Annotated in this window: 3 protein-coding genes; 1 reads left to right on the top strand and 2 read right to left on the bottom strand. The window is 74.5% G+C overall.

Annotated elements, in window-relative coordinates:
- Positions 1-122: 122 nt before the first annotated feature.
- Together ACIRPH_RS01860 and ACIRPH_RS01855 are read right to left on the bottom strand one after the other, a co-directional pair.
- Positions 123-1,382: a S8 family serine peptidase gene (locus tag ACIRPH_RS01860; RefSeq protein WP_402908129.1), complete on the bottom strand. Its 1,260-nt coding sequence runs from the start codon at positions 1,380-1,382 to the stop codon at positions 123-125.
- A 531-nt stretch (positions 1,383-1,913) separates the two neighbouring features.
- On the bottom strand, positions 1,914-18,260 hold the full coding sequence (locus ACIRPH_RS01855) for an ADP-ribosyltransferase (RefSeq protein ID WP_402908127.1): 16,347 nt from the start codon (positions 18,258-18,260) through the stop codon (positions 1,914-1,916).
- On the opposite strand from ACIRPH_RS01855, the gene ACIRPH_RS01850 reads away from it, so the two are divergent.
- A complete protein-coding gene (locus tag ACIRPH_RS01850; RefSeq protein ID WP_402908125.1) occupies positions 18,241-18,984 on the top strand; it encodes a hypothetical protein in 744 nt (247 codons plus the stop codon). The genes ACIRPH_RS01855 and ACIRPH_RS01850 overlap by 20 nt on opposite strands.
- Positions 18,985-19,153 lie beyond the last annotated feature (169 nt).

Here is a 19,153-nt window from a genome sequence, read left to right as displayed (position 1 = left end):
GCGGGGGGGGGGGATGTGGCGGGGCGCTGCGGGGGGGCGGCGGTGGCGCGGGCCCGGGGGGGGGGGGGGGGGGGGCGGGCGGGGGGGCGCGGGGGGGGGGGCCCCCCCGCCCCCCCGCCGTGTCAGCGCACCGGTTCGTCGGAGCGCATCGGCACCGGTTCGCCCGGGCCGGCGGGACGCCACTTGCGCGCGCGCCCGAGCTTGAACACCGCCCCGCCCAGGACGCACAGCACGATGAGCAGGAGGGTCACGGACACCACGGCCGCCGTGGGGGGCGCGTCCACCGAACCGTAGGGGGAGGGGTCGGGGACGAACCCCTCGCCGACCACCCCGGCGGGGGCGCCGCCCGGGCCGATGGCCATCGCCGCCAGCGGGTCGATCCTGCCGTGCCCCGACAGCGGGTCCGCGTCCCCCCGCGGTGAGGCGTAGGCCGTGGTGGTCAGCCGCTCGCGCACCTGCTCGGCGCTCAGGTCCGGCTCCCGGGCCATGAGCAGGGCCGCGGTCCCCGCCACGAACGCCGCGGCCACGCCGTCGCCCGCGGCGGTCACGTGGCCGCCGCCCGGGCCGGTTCCCACCACCCGGTCGCCCGGCGCGACCAGGTCCACGCGGGCCAGGTCGCCGCTGGGCAGGACCAGCGGGCCCTGGGCCACGGGGAGGCCCTCCACGTCGTGCGCGGCCACGCTCAGCACCGACGCCTGCTGGGCGGGCCGCCCCGGCAGCGGCCCCCGGGACGTGGGAACCGTCGCGGGGGCCACGACCAGCGCGTCGGCCTCCTCCGCGGCCTCCACCGCGGACTCCAGGGCGGGGGAGGACTCCCACGTGCCCGTGCCCACCAGGACCACGCGGGCCCCCGCGTCCACCGCGCTCCCGATCCCGGCGGCGATCTCCTGCGCGGAGGCCAGTCCGGTCTCGGGGCTGCCCGTGGCCACGGCCGTCACCGACGCGCCCGGGGCCACGCCGACCAGGCCGCTGCCCTCCACGGACCGGGCGGCGACCACCCCGGCCAGCGACGTGCCGAACCCGAGGCAGTCGGCGGACTGCCCGCCCTCCACGGCGTCGGCCAGCTCGGGGGCGCCGCCGTCCACCTCCGGGGCCAGCAGCGCCACGCCCACCCCCTCGCCGGTGCTCAGGTCGTGGGCCCGCGACAGGCCGAGGAAGTGGTGTGTCCAGGGGGTCTGCTCCACGACGTCCCCGCCGGCGGCCGCGCACGGCTGGTTCTCGGCCTTGAAGGGGTGGACCTGTGCGAGCGAGACGGGGTCCTGGGGCGCCTCGGCCGCCGCCGGAGCCGCGGGGAGGGGGGCCAGGAGCCCCAGGGCCAGCGCCGCCGCGGCGGTGCGGCGGCGCCGGTGCCGGGCCGTCCCCGGATCGGTGTGTGCGGTCACCTGGTGTGTGCTCCAGACTGTCAGGGGGTGTCCTCGGGGCGCTTCGCGCCCGGTGGGGCGACCCCGGACGGGGCGCGGGGGTGCGTCGTCCCGTGCGGAGGCCGTGCGCGGGGAGAGGGGGCCGGGGGAATCCCCGTCCCTACGCTAGCCTCCCCGCGACGCGCCGGACCCGGGGCGGCCGCCGTTCCGGGGCCTCTCCGGCGCCGTCTCGTCGGGGCCCTCCGCGCGGACGGGGCCGTCCCCGCGAGCTCGGCGTGACCGGCGCCCTCCCGCGGGCGGTGAGGAGGCCGCGACCGTGGGGGAGGGGCTGCCGTCCGTTCGGACGGGCCCCGGGGAGGAGGGCCGACTGCGGTAGCGTACTCCGTTTCGCGTGTACGTTCCATGAGCGCCCGGTGGCCGGTTCGCGTCGTCTCCCCCGGAGCAGGGCTCGGCGGTGGAGGGCGGCGCCACGGGGGCGGCGGTTCCCGGGCCTCAGTTCGCGCGGCACGGGCAGGGCCCGCGCCGGAAGGGGGCCTGCCCGGGGGCGTCGGGCTAGTCGTGCGGGGACATGACGTTGCCGTCGGGGTCCGGGACCGGGTCGGCGTCGCGCTGGTCCGGGGCACCGCTGTCGCGGGCGCCGTCCTCGTCCGCGCCGCGCTCCTCGCCCCCGGGGCCGCGCTCGCCGTCGGAGCGCTTGTCGTCGCTACCGCTGTCACCGCCCTGGTCGCCGCCGGCGGAGCGGACGCCGCTGTTGCCCGAGCGGTCCCCGTCCCGGCCTCCGTCCTCGTCGCCGTCCTTCTTCCGGTCGTTCCCGGGGGCGTCCTCCGCCTCGTCCTCGGGCTTGCCCTCCGACGTCTCCCCGTCCTCGGGCTCATCCTGGTCCCTGCCCTCCGACGCCGCCCCGTCCCCGTCCCCGGGCCGCTTCCGGGACGGGTCGGTCCCGGTCGCCCCGGGCGCCGCCCCGGGGGCCGCGACCGCCTGGACCCCGCCGTCGTCGACGGCCGGGGCGGCCGGGGGCGTCGTCTCCTCGTCGGAGGGGGTGCGCCCGGTGTCCTGGGGGGAGCCACGGCCCCTCGTGCCCGCAGGTCCGTTCAGCTCCTGCTCGAAGAACGCGAACAGGTCGGACACCGGGTCGGGGGGCGGGGGCGCCTGTTCGGTGGGGGGCGCGGTCCCCTCCTGGCGGGAGGCGTCCGTGCGGTCCCGGGGCGGGGTGGAGGAACCCTCGTCGTCCCGGTTCCGTGTGAGGGGTCGGGCCGTGGGGGTTGCCTCAGGGGTCGGTCGGGACGGGGCGCCGGAGGCCTCTTCGGGGGACGGTCGGGCCGGTTGCGCGGTCGTTCGGTCCTGCGGTGGGCCGTCGGGGGCCGGGTTCGTCCCGGCCGGGGCGGGGGAGCGCGGTTCCTCCCGTGCGGTCTCGGTCGGGGGGACGGGCCGGTCCTCGGGGGCGTGGCGGGTCCCGGTCCGATCGGGGGAACCCTGTCCCGTGCGGCCGCCGAACCGGTCGGTGGCCTCCTGGGAGGCCCCGTTCGCGCCCGGCCCGGCCGTCGCCGGGAGCGACCACTCGGCCCTCCAGTCCTCCCGTAGACGGGCCCTCTCCTCCGGTGTCCGCGCCCGGTGCTCCCAGTTGGTCCGCCAGTCGTGCATGGCCCGGAGCCGGTCGTCCCACTCGCTCCGGTCCGGGTTCGCGGAGGGGGCGGGCAGGTCAGGGGTCTGCGGCCGACGGGGAGCGGGCCGCTCCCCGGAAGCGCGGTCGGTCCGGTCGGGGGAGCTCTGCCGGTCGCGCTCCTCAGGCAGGCCGGTGTCGGCCGGTGCCGGCCGGTCGCCCTCGGAGCGGGCCGGGTCCGACGTTGCCAGCGCCTCCAGCCGGAGCCGCATGTCCCCGAGCGCGGCGGAGTCCGCCGAGGACACCTCGGAGAGGGCGTCCTGGTCCGGCCGGGGGAGGGCGTTGTGGTCGGGCCCGGCCTCCGTGTGGAGGGGGAGGCGCTGCCCGTCGAAGGTGAACACCGCCTCCAGGGCCGCCGCGGCCATCTCCTCCTCGGACGGTGTCGGCTGCGGCTGCCGCTCCCGGCCCTCCGCGGGCCGCTCCTGCTGCTGCGGTGCGCCCGGGGTCGTGGAGGGCCCGGGCGGGACGGTGGTGTCGGACTCCGGGGGGAAGACCTGTGCCCTCCGGGTTTCGAGCCAGGCGGCGTCGTCGGGACCGCCCAGGTCCATGTCGTACCGGAACCCTTCGGGGAGGTCCGGACCCACCGCCAGGGACCGTGCCATGAGCGATCGCATCAGCTCCGTGCGTTCCTCCCCGCTGAGCGAGGCCGCCTCCGGGTAGTGCCTGTCGAGCCAGCGGACGCGCGGCGCCTCCTCCTCGCCGTCGCTGACGTCGTACAGGTTCTCCTCGTCGTTCGCCGTGTACCCGTCGGCGGGGCCGTCGGCGCGCTCCGGGGCGGGGCCACTACGGGTCCTGGCCCGGTCGCCGGGCAGGGCCGCCTCGTGCCGGGACGGTCCGTCCCCGTCCTCCCCGGCCGGCGCCGTCCACGCCCTCGGCCTCCGGACCGTCGCGGACTCGGGCCGGGCGTGCGTCTCGGAGGACGGGCCCGAACGCTGGTCGGTGTGGCCGAGGGGTCCCTTCGACTGGTTGCGCGGGCGGCGCTCCGGACGGTTGTCGGCGGGAGCGGTCTCGTTGCGGGAGGAACCGTCCTGGCCTTGGAGCGCCCTGCCCATCACCGTGTCCCGCGCCAGTTTCTGCCGCGCCCGTTCGAGCACCTCGGCCGGGCTCGGCTCAGGCGCCTGCCTCGGCACGTCTTCCCGCGGCCGGTCGTCGTGCTCGGGCGGCTCGACGGCCTCGGGGTCCGGGGCGTTCCGCTGCGGGTGTTCCGTGTCCTGCTCGGGCCGTCGGTTCCCCTGCCCGGGTCGCCGCTCGGGCGGCTCGACGGCTTCGGGATCCGGGGCGTTCCGCTGCGGGGATTGGGGAGGCGCTTCCTCCTGCCCGGGCTCCAGCGGCCGGATGTTGAGGTCCGAGCCGAGGGCGTCCAGGAGGTTCGGGTCGGCGTTCCGCCGCGGGTGTTCCGTGTCCTGCTCGGGCCGTCGGTCCCCCTGCCCGGGCCGCCGCTCGGGCAGCTCGACGGCCTCGGGGTCGGCGGCGGGGTCGAGGGCGTTCCGCCGCGGTGCCGGGGCGGGAGGAGGCGGCTCCTCCCGGATGGTGTCGAGTGCCGGTGCGGTCGCGGTGCGCGGCCGGGGCAGGGACGAGAGGTCGCCCAGGCCGTCGCGCAGTTCCCGGAGCGCCGTCACCCAGTTCCGCGTCGCGCTGTCGAAAGCCTCCCGGCTCTCCTCGTAGGCGGTCTCCAGGTTCCTGTAACGCGCCTGGACCCGCGGGTCGTCGGGTGAGGCGATGCGGTCGGAGGCCGCCTGGTCCAGGGGCCAGCGCGCGTCGAGATAGGCCTTCTCCGCGTCTGCGAGCGCCTTCTGGATCGCGGCGAAGTGCTCGGTCAGGGAGGCCATCCGGGTGGTGGCGTCGGGTGTGATGACGCCCATCCTCACCGCGTCGCCGTGGGAGATCCACCGGGTCGTCTTCACGGTGGTCCCGCCCCGCTGCCACCGGGCCGGCCGGGTCGGGACGGACGAGGGGGTGCTCCGGCCGCCGAAGGCGCCGCGCACCGCCCTGCCCGCGGACGCGGCCTTGTCCCCGACGTAGCGTGCCGAGCGCTTGTACCAGGGGCCGCTCAGCTCGGTCCTGGCCCCGATGAACACGTCGGTGTCCATCTCGACCAGGTAGCCGGGCCCGGTACGGACGCGGTCGGAGTGGGGGGGCTCCTTCGGCTTGCTCCCCCGTGCGGTGTCGCCTCCGGACGTGGACGCTCCCGTGTTGCCGGCCGAGCCGTAGTGGGTGGCCGTCGTCGGAGGCCCCGTTCCGGTGCGTCCGGAGGGGCGCGCCTCGAAACCCGTGGTCGTTGTGGACGACCCGTTGTGGAACGGGGAGAAGGTCCTGCTCGTCTCCGAGGAGTCGGTCAGGCGCATGCTCGGGTTGTAGTCCTTGATGCGCGCCGTCTCCGGATGGGAGACGGCGCGCATCATCCACGTTGTCGGGCCCAGCTCGGGCAGTTCGGCGCCCGTCTCCGAGCCGGCCTCGGCGAAGGAGGCCTTGATGCCGAGTTCGGTGAGCGTCTGGTCGATGGCGTTGTTGCGGGAGTTCAGCTTGAGCTTGTCCGCCACGTGGTCGGCCGCCTTCCGGACGGCCTCCGGGGTGTAGCGCCCGTCGCTGACCGCGTCAGCGGGCGGGGTCCAGCCCCACGACTTCGCCAGGACGATCCGGCCGAGGTCGAGGATGTCCTTGCCCTTGTTCTCGACGGACGCGAGCAGGGTCGGGGCGTCGTCGAAGGCGTCCCGGGACCGCGGGCCCCCGGCGGGCGTCAAGGAGCGCGCCATGTCGGCCAGTGAGGCGTAGTTGTCGTTGGAGGGGTTCTCCGGAGCGGTCCCGTCGTCCGTCTGCTGCCCGCCGGGCTGTCTGTTGTTCCCTGCGGGGGCGGTGGTGTTCCCTGTGGGGGTGTTTCCCCCGGTGGTCCTCCGGGGGGTGTCGGCTCCCTCGGGGGTGGTGCCGGTGGTGGTGCTTCCCCGGGTGGTGTCGCCGTCGGTGGTCGTGCGGGGGGTGGTGTTTCCCGCGGGGGCGGTGGTGTCGCCGTCGGTGGTCGTGCGGGGGGTGGTGTTTCCCGCGGGGGCGGTGGTGTCGCCGTCGGTGGACGTCCGGGGGGTGGTGTTCCCCCCGGCCGTGCTCGCTTCGTTGCGCAGGTCGAGGGCGAAGGCCGGGTACAGCTCCTGAGCCCGGCCCGAGTTCCCCGTACCGGTGAAGTCACGCCTGCCCGAGCCGGGGGTCTCCCCCAGGAGGGAGTTGGCCGTGCCCTGCTTCTCGGAGATGTGCAGGTCGAGTGTCAGCCGCGTGTCGGACGACACCCGTGCGTAGGGCGTCTCCATGGTCATCTGGGTGGAGCGCTTGTCCGTGTCCCGGACGATCCCGCCGTCGCCGCGCGCGTTCGTCGTGGTGCCGTCGCCCTGCAGGCCCATCAGGTAGGGGCGGCTCGCCGGGGCGGTGCCCCCGGGCTGGTCGCCCCCCGACTGGGGCAGCGGTGTCAGGAGCGAGCCGTGGGCCCCGTGGAACGCGGAGCTCTCGCTGCCCTGCTGAAGCCTGTCCCCTTCCTCCGAACCCTGGCGTTGCCGGTACTCCGTCTTGCCGCCCAGGTACTCGACCTTCGCGTTGTCCCTGTCGAGCCGCAGCCTCACGGTGGCGTCCAGGGACAGCGGCGCGCTCGTCGGGGAGTTGAGGTTCCCGATGGAGTGGTCGATGGGGCTGATCTTCACCGTCACCGGTACGCCGGTGGCGGGGTTGAGCCCGGTGTGGGACTGGAGGGCCTTCAGGAGGGTCTCCCGGCTGCCCTTGGTCAGCTGCCAGCCCTGGGAGGCCAGGTCGTCGACGAGGCTCCGGACGGCCTCGCCGGGGTCGACCGGGTCGAGCATCGTGCCGGAGTCCTCGAAACCCGGGCGCGGTTTCACGGACGCGGGCGGCTCCGGTTCGGGCTGGGGGACACGGACCAGTGCGCCGTCGACCTCCAGGACCCGGTCCTCGACCATGCCCGAAGCGTGGGCGTCGCGGATGTGGATCAGCCCGGATTCCAGGTTGTCGGAGTCGGCCTGCCATCCCCGGTAGCGCGCGTTGCGGGAGAACGTCGGCCCGATGCTCCAGTTCTTGACGAACTCCATCGCCTGGGTCACGCGCCCCGAGGCGGAGTAGGAGTACGACATCGGGATCTTGGGGTGGAACTCGACCGACTCGTTGAACCTCGACGTGGGCTTGGTGATGGTGTAGCGGTCGAACAGGCTCTTGCCCGCGGAGGGGCCGAGCTGGATCAGGGGGGCGCCCGCCGAGTTGGGCGCTGTCCCGCCCGAGGGCTGATCGGCCGGCTGCACGGGGTTGGGGTTGACCCGGCCCCCGCCCGTGGCCAGGACGGTCAGGTCGGTCCTCCTCCCGTCCCTGGAGAACACCTCCAGGGTGTTCTTGCTCTTGAAGACGACCGCGCCGTCGGACTGCTCGAAGCGGTCGACCGAGTCGATGTCGCGCCGGGTGGACGACGTCGCGCGGAGGTGGTGCGGGGAGAGCGGGCCCCCGCTCATCTCCGTGCGCGTGCGCGCGCCGCCGGAGGAGCGCGCCGCCGGGTTGTCCGTGAGGTTCTCCGGGGAGAGCGCGTTCTCGTAGAACCGCCTGCTCCCCTCGCCCCTCCGCAGGAAGTGCCGCAGCTTGCGCTCGTTGCCGAGCCCCCTGGAGGGGCGCGGGCCGTCCGCGTCCCTCTCCCAGGGCGCGGTGGAGGAGAAGCTCTCGTAGGTGGCTTCGAGCAGGCTGCTCACCCGGTTGCCCTCACCGGTGGTGAACCGGGTGTTGACGTGCTCGACGGAGACGGGGGTGCTGCGGAGCTTCTCGGCCCGGCGCTGTTCGACGGGGCGGGGGTCGGGGGCGTTCTCCGCCGGGCCCTGCCGCCCGGTGGTGCCCTGCGCGGTCTCGGTGCCGGGCGTCCGGGTGGTTGCGGTGTCCTGCTGCTCCGTGGCGCCGTCGTCGTTCGTGTGGGTGTTGACGGCGTCGCCTGTGGTGTGCGTGGCCGGCGGTCTCCGGACGTCGCCGGTCCCGGAGTCGGTGTTCCGCTGCCCGGCGGTGTCCTGGGCCGTTGCGGTGTCCGGCTGGTCGGTGTTGGTGTCGGGGGCTGCTGTCCGCCGGTCGTCGCCGGTCCGGGAGCCGGTGTCCTGCTGCCCGGTGGTGTTCCCCGGCGCCGGGGCGGTCACCTGTTCGACCGTGGGCCGGTGGCTCCGCCCACCGCCGAACAGCCTCTTGACACCGCCGGTCAGGTCGCGCGTCTTGCGGACCGTGTCCGGCGTCGGCCTCGTGGGGCCGTCGATCATCTCCCTGGCCTGCTCCACCGGTATCGGCCGGATCCGGGTGACCCGCGGGACGCGGGCGGTGCCGTCCCGGCCGTCGGGTTCCCCGCCCGGCGCCGCCTTGGCCGTGTCCATCGTGGCCAGCGCCTCGATCGGCCGGCTGAGCAGGTCCTTTCCGCGGTCGGACAGCGGGGTGCCGCCGCCCAGGACCATGCCGAGGTCGTCGTCCTCGTAGAGCCTCGCCCTGAACCGGACCCCGGAGTTCCAGACACTGGAGTCCTCCGCGTACTGGATGGTCCTCTCGCTCTGGGACTTCATGCCCAGGCCCCGGCTCTTCCCCTTGGTGTCGCTCATCTGGAGGGCGACCGAGAACACGCCGCCGTCGCTCGGGTTGCCGGCCGCGTCGACGGCGTCGATCCGGCGGATGTAGCCGCCGGAGGAGAACCGGACCGTCTTGCGCTTCTGCGAGCCCTCCGCGGTGGTGATCTCGGACCCGCCCGCGTACTCTCCCCCGGTGCCCCTCGTGGTCTCCCCCGCGTGCCTGAACGAGGAGAAGTCCGCGCTGATGCGTACCGCGACGAACGGGGAGCGCACCACCTTCTGGCCCGGCTCGAAGAGCGCGCCGGGGTTGAACCTTCCCGTGTCGATCAGGTGGACGGGTTGGCCGTGCAGCGTCAGGCCGTCCGTGCCGCTCTTGAAATCGGACGCGGAGATCGCGTCCATGACCCTGTGGGTGTTGAAGACGGCGATCTCGTGGTCGCGTCGGAAGGGACGGTGCTCGCGCGTGGAACCGGTGAACGGGCCGCTGTTCTCGTGGCCGGGCCGCCGGGCGAAGTTCTTCGGGTCTCGCGCCATGTCGGGCAGGACCAGGCCGGGCAGCTCGTCGGCCAGCCCGGTCAGCACCTCGTGCGCGATCTGCTGGTAGATGCTGCGCTGCTGCCCGTCGACGTCGCGGTACTGGCTGCCGTCGGGCCAGGTGAAGTCGCGGGGCACGGCCCCGTGGAAGGTGACCGGGTGCTCCTCGGCCAGGTTCGGACGGGGAGGCCGCAGGGTTCGAGGCTGTTCGTCCCTGGGCGGGCGCTCCCCGGAAGGCCGCTCTCCGGGCGGTCGTTCCTGCTCGTGTCCGCGCTCTCCCCGCCGGCCCCGGCCCCCGGTCCCGGGGTCCCCGTTCCGTTCGCCGCCCGGCGCGCTCCGGTTCCCGTCGTCCCCGGACCGCCGGTCGCCGGCGGTGCCGGGAGCGGTCCCGGGGGTGTTCACCGTCCCGGGCGGCGTGTTCCCCGCCTCGGTCCGGACGGGCGGGGGCGCGGGCACCTTGTCCGAGGGCTCGTCCCCGTTCAGGATGCGGGCCTCCTGGACGGTGAGGATCTCGACGGTGTCGCCCTGGAAGCGGTACACGTCGGGTTCGCCGTCGAAGTGCACGTAGTAGTTGCGCTGTACGTCGTAGGCGGACGACGCGGTCTTGCCGTAGTTCATGCGGTTGACCGACCCCGACGACACCTGCGAGCTCTCCGCGGTCGACCGGCCCCGCACGCCCCCCTCCACCGCCAGCGCGTCGACGCGGGCCCTGTGGGTGCCGCCCACGGTTCCCGCGTCGACGCTGACGCCCGCGCCCAGGCTTCCGCCGAGGAAGTCGCTGTGCCGGAGCGAGCTGCCGCTCTCGTTCTCGGCCTTGTTGCCCTTGATGTACTTGGCGGGCTGGATGGTGTGGGGCTTGGCGTCGTAGGCGGTGGGCACGGACTGGACGCTCACCAGCCGGGGCCTGCCCGAGGGGTCGGTGACGGTGAAGACCGCGGGCGCCGAGGTCATCTCCGACAGGTTGTTGCGGATGGACTTCTTGGAGAAGGACTCCCCGACCTGGTCGCGGAAGGCGTCCAGCTTCTGCTGCCTGCGCCTGTCGACGAACCCGGGCGTCACCTTGTCGACCGCGGACCTCCACCACCCGCGCTCCCGCTCCGGGGACCAGAGGTGGTCGGCGATCCAGTCGGGGAAGGACTTGTCGGAGGAGCCGTCGCTCAACCGGATGTCGCCGACCGACACGGGGTGCCCCTTGTCCGTGTGCGGTCCCACGGGCCTGGCGTCGTCGTTCCGGCCGCGCTGGTGGTCCTCGGTCGCGAAGGGGTCCCGCAGGCGGATCGCCTCCGGGCCGGTGTTGGCCACGACCTCGCCAGGAAGGATCAGGACCACCCCGTCGGGGGAGTCGGCCCGGGCGTTCACGGCCTGGTCCGGCGGGGTGTCGTCGGCCGGAGCGGCGTCGTCGTCGGAGCCGGTGCCGTCGTTCGGGGCGGTGCTGTCCGGCGGGGTGCCGCCGTTCGCCGGGACGGCGCCGCCGGCCGCTGCCGCCCTCGGGACGTGGACGGGGGTCAGGTCGAAGGACATGGCCAGGTCGGAGGCGTAGACCTCGGGCTTGCCCTTGATCTCGTAGCTGGTGTAGCTGTCGTGGACGCTGACCGCCGTGTCCACGGTCTGCCGTTGGCGCGTGCCCCCCGCGAAGCTGACGGTGAAGCGGGGGCCGATGTCGACGCCGCCCACCGTGCCGAGTAGCAGGGGGGAGACCTGGAACCCCGCCCCGACGAACTTGGTGCCACCGTGGTTGCCGCTGCCCTCGGCCGGGTTGGCCTCACCGGCCTCGTCCACCAGCTTCAGTTCGGTGGAGTCCGAGCCCCGCTCCGGCTGCGTGGGCGCGTGGTGGAAGCCCTCACGGGAGGAGCGCAGCCGCAGATCGGCCCGCCAGGTGGAGCCGTCCGCTCCGGTGACCGTCGTGGAGAACCCCTCCGGTCCGAAGAACACGCCCGTCTGCTTGCGCGCCTGGGCGTCGACCCGCTCCCTGACCGCGTCGCGCACGGTGGCGTCGACGTGCCCGGCGTCGTTGGCGAGGGTGTCGTCCACGAACGAACGCAGGTGCTCGGCGTGGACCATGCTGGAGTTGACCAGGTTGGACGTCAGCAGGTAGCCGAGGTCGTAGGGGGCGCCCGTCCGGTCCGGCCGCACGGAACCCGGGTAGTTCCGGGGCGGGGGCTCCTCCCGTGGCCGGGTGTCTCCGGTGTCGGTCTGCGGGCGCTCCGTGTCCGTGCCGACGGTGGTGTCGGTGTTCTCCTGCTGGGGCTGGGGCGGAGGAGGCTGTTCCGTGTCCGCGGGGGTCGTGGTGTTTCCGGTGTCCGTGGTGGTGTCGGTGTTCTGCTGCTGGGGCGGGAGCTGCTGTTCCGTGGCCGTGGTGTCCACGGGGGTCACGGGGTCCACGGGGGTCACCGTGCCCATGGTGTCCGTGGTGGTACCGGTGTTCTGCTGCTGGGGCTGGGGCGGTTGTTCGATGGTCGTGGTGTCCGCGTGGTCCACCGTGTCCGCGGGGTCCGTGGTGGTGCCGGTGCCGGTGCCGTGCTCGTGCCGTAGGGGCAGCGGGGGTACGTGCTCCGTGTCCGTGACGTCGGTGTCGACGGGCAGCACCGACGGCTCGGGCCGGGTGCCGTCGCTCTCGGTCGGAGCGGGTGCGGGGGGCTGGGGAGGCGTGCCCTCCTCGTGTTCCCCGTCCTCGGTTCGTGTCCGTGCCTCCTCCGTGGTCGCGGGCGTCTCGGACCCGGTCGGCACGGGTGTGCGCACCACGTCTTCCCGCGACTCCCCGGTCTCGGCGGGCAGTGGATCCGGCGGCGTCGCCTGCCCCCGCGAAACGCCGGTCTCGGCAGGGGCGGCCCCGGTGGTCTCGGTGTCCGTGTTCGGCTCGGCCGCCGACCGGGCCGGAACCGGCTGCAGGGGCGGTCCGGCCCCGGGGTCGGAGGGTTCCTCCCCGGTCACCGGTTCGCTCCGGGCGGGCGGGGTCTGCGTGTTGAGGGCTCTGTGGAACGCGTCCAGGGGCGAGTCCGCCGCGGAGTGCGCCCCCGGCCCTCGCTCCGTCCGGTCGCCCGGGGGTGTGCCCGTCGCGGGGCCGGGCGCCTCCGCCGGATCCGGCTCCGCGTCGTCGGTCAGTCCCAGCCCGCGGGCGAGGGGGTCGGGTTCGGCGCCGCTCGTCCCGGCGCCGTCCCCGCCCGGGTCCCGTACCTCTCCGGAGATGTCGGTCACGGCGAGGACGACGGGGTCGCCGGAGCCGACCGGGGCGGAGAGCCCCATCGCGTTCAGGCGCATGTCCAGTCTCATGCGCGCCGCGGAGTCCGGTGAGGTCAGGTCGGCGATGGACCGCGCCCGGGCGAGGGCGGCCGCCGTCGCGGCGGCGTCGCCTCGGGAGGCGGCCACGTCGCCGAGGGCGATACCGACGGCGATGCTCGCTGCCACGTTGACGGTGCGGGTGAGGCCCTCGTGCCGGTCGGCCGCGTCCTCCGCGGCCGTGATCGCGGCGCGGCGCCGGGCGTCCGCCGTCTCGGCGGCCGCGCGCGCCTCCCCGACCCGGTCCCCGGCACCGTGTCCGGTGGTCCGTGCGGTACGGGCGGCGGTGTCGGCGGCCTCGTAGGCGATGCGGGAGGCGCGTTCGGCGTCGCCGCGCGCGGTGTCGGCGTCCGAGACCCGGGTGAGGGCCGTGTCGCGCTCCCGTGCGGCGTCGGTGATCCGGCCCGGGTCCTCGGGGTCCACCTCGGACGGCTCGGGGACCGCGTCCCGGGCCGCGGCCGCGTCGGCGGCACCGCGCGCGGCGACGCTCTCCGCGGCGGCGGCGAGGTCCGCGGCCAGGGCGACCGCGGCCGCGACCGCCTCCGGGGCGGTGCCGGCGATCTCCGAGGCCCGGTCCGACAGCCGCTCGGCCGCGTCCAGCAACTGCTCGAGGCGGCCGATCGCCGCGGTCCGGCCGGGGCCGTCGGCATCCCGCAGAGCGGAGACCAGGTCCGCGGAGAAGCGCTCCGCCGCCCCGTGTATTCCGGCCAGGGCCGCTGCCGTGTCATCCGCCTCCAGGGCCCGGTCGATGCGGTCCAGCGCCTCACCCGTCCAGGCCGGGGCCGCGGTGGCCCCGTCGTCGTGCGCGGGGGGCAGGATCTCGGCGTGGAAGAGGTAACCGCGCCCCCAGGGCTCGACCGCGGTGATCCGGTAGCGGGTCCCCCGGGGGAGGATCACTTCGCGCTCGCCGGGGTGTTCGCTCCGGTCGCCGACCCACAGCCCCCGGGAGCCTTCCGGCACGGTCAGCCGCATCAGGTCGATGGGGGAGCCGCCCGCCGCGGACGGAACGGTACCGAGGGAGACCGAGAGGTACCCCTGTTCCACGTGGGTGGTCCCGGCGAGGGTGTGGGGGTCGGTGCTGCCCTCGCCCAGCAGGTGCTGGTGGTGGTACATGCCGTGCACGGCCTCGAAACCCTCGGGGAAGGGCCGGCCGGTGGCGCGGTCCAGGCGCCGGAGCAACGCCATGACTTCCGAGGAGTCGGGGAAGTGCGCCGGTTCACCGTGCAGGGCGAGGGATTCGGCGATCCGGCCCGCGCTTCCGGAGCTTACCTGGAGGTTCTCCAGTGCCGCGTCCGGATACGGGTTGTCGAGGACGCCTCGCACGATCCGCTCCTGCTCGGGGCTCAGTCCGCCCCGCTCCGCGGCTTCCTTCAGCCGCGCCGGGTCGGGCCACCGGCCGCCGCCGATCTCGTAGACCTGCCACCCGGGGTGGGACCGGCTCTCGTCCCGGATCCGGTCCAGTTCGGCCTGCACCGTCGCCTCGTTCAACGGACGCAGACGCGCGAAGCGGTTCAGCCAGGAGGACCGGGTGTAGGCGGAGACCGCGTCCTGGGTCGCGGTGGGGAGGGCGTCGAAGGCGTTGGGGTTGTAGCCGGGGTCGTGCAGGAGGGCGCCGTAGCGGTCGGTTTCGGCGCCGGTCGGCAGTCGGCGGATCGTCCCGGACCCGGACGCGGCGGGGTCGTCGTTGTGTGTTGTTGTCCGGTGCGGTGTCGGTGGTTCGCCGGGTGGTGTTTGCGGGGTCGGTGCGTCTTGGTCGCTGTCGACCAGGGCGGTGTTGACGGTTTTCACCGTGTCGGGTGCGTCGTAGGGGGAGGGGTCCCGGTCGGCGGGGTCCTGCATCGCGTAGCGGACGTAGTCCGTCGTGAGGCGCCCGCCCGCCTGCCAGAGCCGGGCGCGGACCGGGTCGTGGCGGTCCCGCAGGTGGCGGCCGATGCCGCGGGCCAGGACCCCGGCGTCGCGGACGCGTTCGGCGGGCAGGGCATCGCCGCTCAGCGGGACGCGTCTGTTGGAGGGGTCGGAGACGGTGTAGACCAGCGCCTGCGCCAGCTCACGCGCCTCGCGCACCGAGCGGTTCTGGGGGTCCGGCCCCTGGCCCGGTCCCAGCAGCCTCCAGAACTCGGCTCCCAGTGCCCGTGCCCGGGGGATGTCCTTGTCGGCCAGGGCCCGGGTGAGTTCGGGCAGGCGGTCCAGGACCGCGGCGGCGCGGGCGTCGGCCTCGGGGTCGGTGGTGGGGGTGGTGCGTGGGTGTGCGGGGGTGGGGGAGTCGTTGTCCGCCGTGTGCTCGCCTTGGGCGGCGGCTGGTGTCGGGGGTGCGTCGGTGTGGGTGTTGTGGGTGGGGGTCGGTGTGTCCTGGGTGGTGTGGGGTGGGGTGGTTTCGGCGGTGGGCGGGGCGGTGGTGTCCGGTGCCGGTGTCCCGTTGTTCTTGGTGGGCGGGGTCGCGCTGTTGTCCGGTGCCGGCGTCTCGCTGTTGTCCGTGGGCGGGGTCGCGGTGGTTCGGTGGTCGGTCGTGGTCGGGGGGTCCACGGTGGTGGGCGGGGGCGGGCCGTCGTGTTCGGCCCCGGCCTGTCCGTGGGGGAGCGGTTGCGGGCGGGGACGCGGTGACTGCTGGTCCTGGGGGACACCGTCCGTGTTCGGGGGCGGGGCTGTTCGGGGCGTCTGGTCTTCTCCGTCGGGGGCGCCCTCGCGACTCTCCTCACCGTCCTGTTCCTGGCCGCTCTTCTCCTCGGTGGACTGTCCCTCGTGCGCGGACTCGACGTCGTCCGTGCGTTCGCCGTCCTCGTCCCCCGACCGGCCCCTGTCGTCCTCGCCCCGGCCCTCGTCGTTCCCCGATCGGTCGCCGCGCTGCTCGCCCGACCGGTCGCCGTCGTCGGACCCGCCTGTGCCGTCTCCGGCCTGGTCCTCGTCGCTGTCCTGGGGGCGGTCGTCGTCGCGGGGGGTGGCCTCGTCCCGCTGGTCGGACTCTTCGCCGTCGCGGTCGGAGGGGGTGCGGTCGGTGTCGTGCGTGTGCCGGGGCGGTCCGTTCTCGGTGGTGGTGCCGGTGTCCTGGCGGCCGTCGCTCTCGGTGGCCGGGGACGGGGGCAGCGGGACCTCGGCCGGGGAGGTCGGGTGTTCGGGGTCGGGCGCGGTGTCCGGGTTCGCCCGTTGGTCGTCCGTCGAGGGAGCTGGGGCGTCCAGCCCGGTCGGGTCGCCGGTGGTCGTGGTCTGCGGAGCGGGCGGGGCGCTCTCGGTGGTGGCCTGGGGGGTGTCGTTGGAGGTCGAGCGCTGCGGTGAGGGGTCGGAGGTGCGGGTGTCGTTGGTGCGCTGGGAGGGACGTCCGCCGTTGTCCCGTTCGGTGGGTGTGGGGCGCTGGTTGTTGTCGGTGGTCGTGTTCTGCGGTGTGTTCGTGGGGGGAGGGGCTGCCTGGCCGATCGGGGGCGCCACGGCGACGGGCGCGGGTGTGTGCTGTTCCGGTTCGGGGGTGGAGCGGTCGGCCGTGTTCGTGCCGTTGCCGGTGTGGGGTGTGTTCCCGGGGGGCGGTGCGGTCTGTTCGGCTCCGGGGGGAGGGAACGCCATCGGGTTGTCGGGGACGATGGCGTTGAGGAAGTTGACGGTCAGGGGGCCGTCGTTCATGCCGGGGTGGAAGAGGTCGTTGCCCAGGCCGGGGTAGGCGGTGTCCGTGAAGCCGGGGTGTTTGGTCTCGGTGGTCCCGAAGGCGTCCTTGCCGGTGTCGGGGGTCTTGACGGGGTCGGGGTAGGGGGTGCGCACGTCCTCGTCCTGGTGGACGCGCACGGTGTCGTTGTTGGGCTGGTCGCGGTCGTCGGGGTCGCCGAAGTCGGAGCCGTCGTCGCCGAACACGGAGTCGGTGTCGCTGTCGGAGTCGGTGTCGCTGACCAGGTCGGGGACGTCGTCGATGTCGGACAGGTCGTCGCGGTCGCCGGTGTCCTGTGAGGCGGTGGCCGCAGGGTCCTCGCGGTCGGGTCGCCCGTCCTGCCCCCGGCCCTCCCCGTCCCCGCGTCCGGCTCCGCGGTCCGGCCCGCCCGGATCGCCGCCCTGCCCGCCGGGACCGCGGTCCCACCGGTCACCCCCATGGCCCTGCTCCTCGTCCCCGCCCGTCCACGGGGCGGGGGCCTGGGGGCCGGTGGGGACGTCGTTGCGGGTGTGGGTGTCCTCGCTCTGGGTGCGCTGCGGTTCGGGCGTGGACAGGTCGGGTGTGTCCCTGTCCTTGAACAGTTCGGTGCCGTGCAGGATGCCGTCGGTGGCGCCCTGCTGGATGCCTGCTTGGGTGGCGCCGGCGGTGGCGGAGTATCCGGAGGCTTCCCAGCCGCGTCCGTCGGCCATGCTGCCCAGGCCCTCGCCGAGGTAGCCCTCCAGGGCGCCGGTGCCGATGCTCCCGCCGACCTGCTGGGTGTAGGCGCCGGTGGTGGAGAAATAGTCGCCCAGGGGTTTGTTCAGGTTGACGGGGACGTCGGCGAGGTGGTCGCGCATGTGCGGGGGCAGGCGGTCGCCGATGGTGTCGCGTAGGTGTCGGCCCAGGTCGGGGTCGTTCCAGTGGCGGGCCAGGGTGGTGGCGTAGTCGCGGCCCAGATCGCGCGCTGCGCTCTCGCCCAGGTGCTCGCCGAAGTTGCGGGCGAACACCTCGGCGAAGTCGTTGCGTGCGGCGGCGGCCTTGGCGGCGTTGTCGAAGGCCCCGGCGCCTACGGGGCTGGCGGGGTTGTAGGGGGCGAGGAACTCGTCGTTGTGGCGGCCGAACACCTCGGCCAGGTCCTTGTTCAACGACGGGGACGCGGGCGGGGTGTCCTTGGGCGCGGGGACGGACCCCGGGGTGTCCCGGGGCGCGGGTGTGGGTGCGGGGTCGTCCTTGACCGGTGCTGTTGGCGGGTCGTCCTTGACCGGCCCGTCGGCGGGAGGGTCGTCCTTGGGGCGGGTGGGGGGACCGTCGGGCCCGCCGCCACCTCCGGGGGGTGGCGGGGTGTCGGTGTCACGGTTGAGCGGCGGGGGGTCGTCCCGCACCGGCCCCGCAGGCGGGCCATCGGGGGGACCCGAGGGCGGCCCTGCGGGGGGTGGCCCGTCGGGAGTCTCGCGCACGGGCGGGCCGGTGGGGGGCCCTGCCGGGGGCGGTCCGTCGGGTGTGGTGCGGACCAGCGGGGGCGGGTCGGGCAGAAGGTTGAGGTCGGTGAGGCCTTTGCTGAACAGGTCGGACAGGTGTTTGCTGAACAGTCCGTCCATGCCGGCGGAAAAGACCGCGGAGAGCGCGCCCTCGATGACGGCGCCCTTGTGGGCGCTCTCGGTCAGGGCGTTGTCGCGGTGGTGGCGGGTCCCCCTACCGATCTGGATGCGCTGGATGATGCTGTCCATGCTCGCGAAGATCTGGCTGATGATCTGGTGGCCGGGCACGGTGATGAGCAGCCAGGTCAGGATGCGGCGCATGGCCAGGCTGCGGATGGCCTTGAAGACCGGGATCCACTTCAGCGAGGCGCCGAAGGTGAACTTGGCCATGGCGATGGCCCAGGCGATCTCGGCCAGGAGCTGGACGAACTGGCCGATGACCATCATGTGCATGTACTCGACGTTGGCGCGGGCCTTGAAGAGTTCGGCGGACATGACGTTGGAGTTGTCGCGGGCCGAGCCGACGTAGTTGTTCTCGCCGCGGGTGAACTGGTCCAGGGAGCGTTCGTAGCGGTCGGCGGTGTTGCCGTCGAAGTGGCGGCGGGCGTGTTTGCGGCTGAGGTCGAACAGGTCTTCCAGAACGGCCAGGCGTTGGTCCAGGGCGGTGTAGATCTCCGAGGCGCGGCCGAGGTTGGCGATGCCGGCTTTGGGGACCTGGATGCCGGTGAGGACCTCGATCGCTTTGCGTGAGGAGTCGGACATGGTGTGGTCCAACGGCATACGCGGCTCTTCCTTCTGGCATCGAGGGCGCGGGCGGGTCCGGCAGGCCGCGCAGGTCGTCGAGGCGCCGGGTGAAGGCCTTCGCGCAACCGCTGTCGACGAACACCCGGGGGCCTCCGGAGGTGCCGGTGGAGACGGGCCCCTCGATCACGGCCCCTACGTGCGCGTCGCGCAGCGAGTCCTGGCCGACCCCGTCCCGGTCGCCGTTGTCGATCTGGACGCGCTGGAGCAGCGCGCCGAAGCTCGCGAGGTCCTGGCCGACGAATTGTCGGCCGGGCGCGGTGATGAGCAGCCAGGTCAGGACGCGGCGCATGGCCGGGCTGCGGATGGCCTCGAAGACCGGGATCCGCTCCAGGGAGGCGCCGAAGGCGACCTCGGCCGCCGCGACGGCCCGGGTGGTCCCGGTGATGGACCGGGTCGCCTGGACCAGGACCGTCGCCACCATGTGGTCGACGTCTGCCGCCTCGCGCAGCTCGGCCGAGAGCGTGCGGCTCGTTCCCGCCACGTTGCCGGTGCAGTCCCTCTCCCCGCCGGTGAAGGCCGGGAGGGGGCGGTCGTGGTGGTCGGAGGCCGCTCCGCCGAAGTTCCCCCGGACGCGGTCGTGCGTCGTGTCCCCGGCATCGGAGAGCTCGTGCAGCTGCTCGCCGAGGGTGTCGTAGACCTCCGAAGCGGCGCGCATGGCCGGTGCGCCGGCCCGGGGCAGGTCGATCCCCGGTGCCGCTAGGACGAAATTGTGTGCTGAGTCACCCATTTTCCGGGGGTCAAACAGCATGCCCGACCCCTTTCCCCGCCACCTGCGTCTGAAGCGACGGCAAAGGTACCACCGGCGTGCGGAGAAGTGGAAGCTGCCCCCGGGCCCGAGGCGTCCCCGGGGGGTGGTCGCGGGCTTTTGT

The sequence above is a fragment of the Nocardiopsis sp. NPDC101807 genome, from assembly GCF_044766605.1.
Taxonomy (GTDB): domain Bacteria; phylum Actinomycetota; class Actinomycetes; order Streptosporangiales; family Streptosporangiaceae; genus Nocardiopsis; species Nocardiopsis tropica.
Note: the sequence above shows the minus strand (reverse complement) of the source record. Positions and strands in the feature narration are given on the sequence as shown.

Coding starts and splice junctions, on each gene's coding strand:
- ACIRPH_RS01850 (WP_402908125.1), top strand. CDS start 18,241: ATGGTGTGGTCCAACGGCATACGCGGCTCTTCCTTCTGGCATCGAGGG.
- ACIRPH_RS01855 (WP_402908127.1), bottom strand. CDS start 18,260: ATGCCGTTGGACCACACCATGTCCGACTCCTCACGCAAAGCGATCGAG.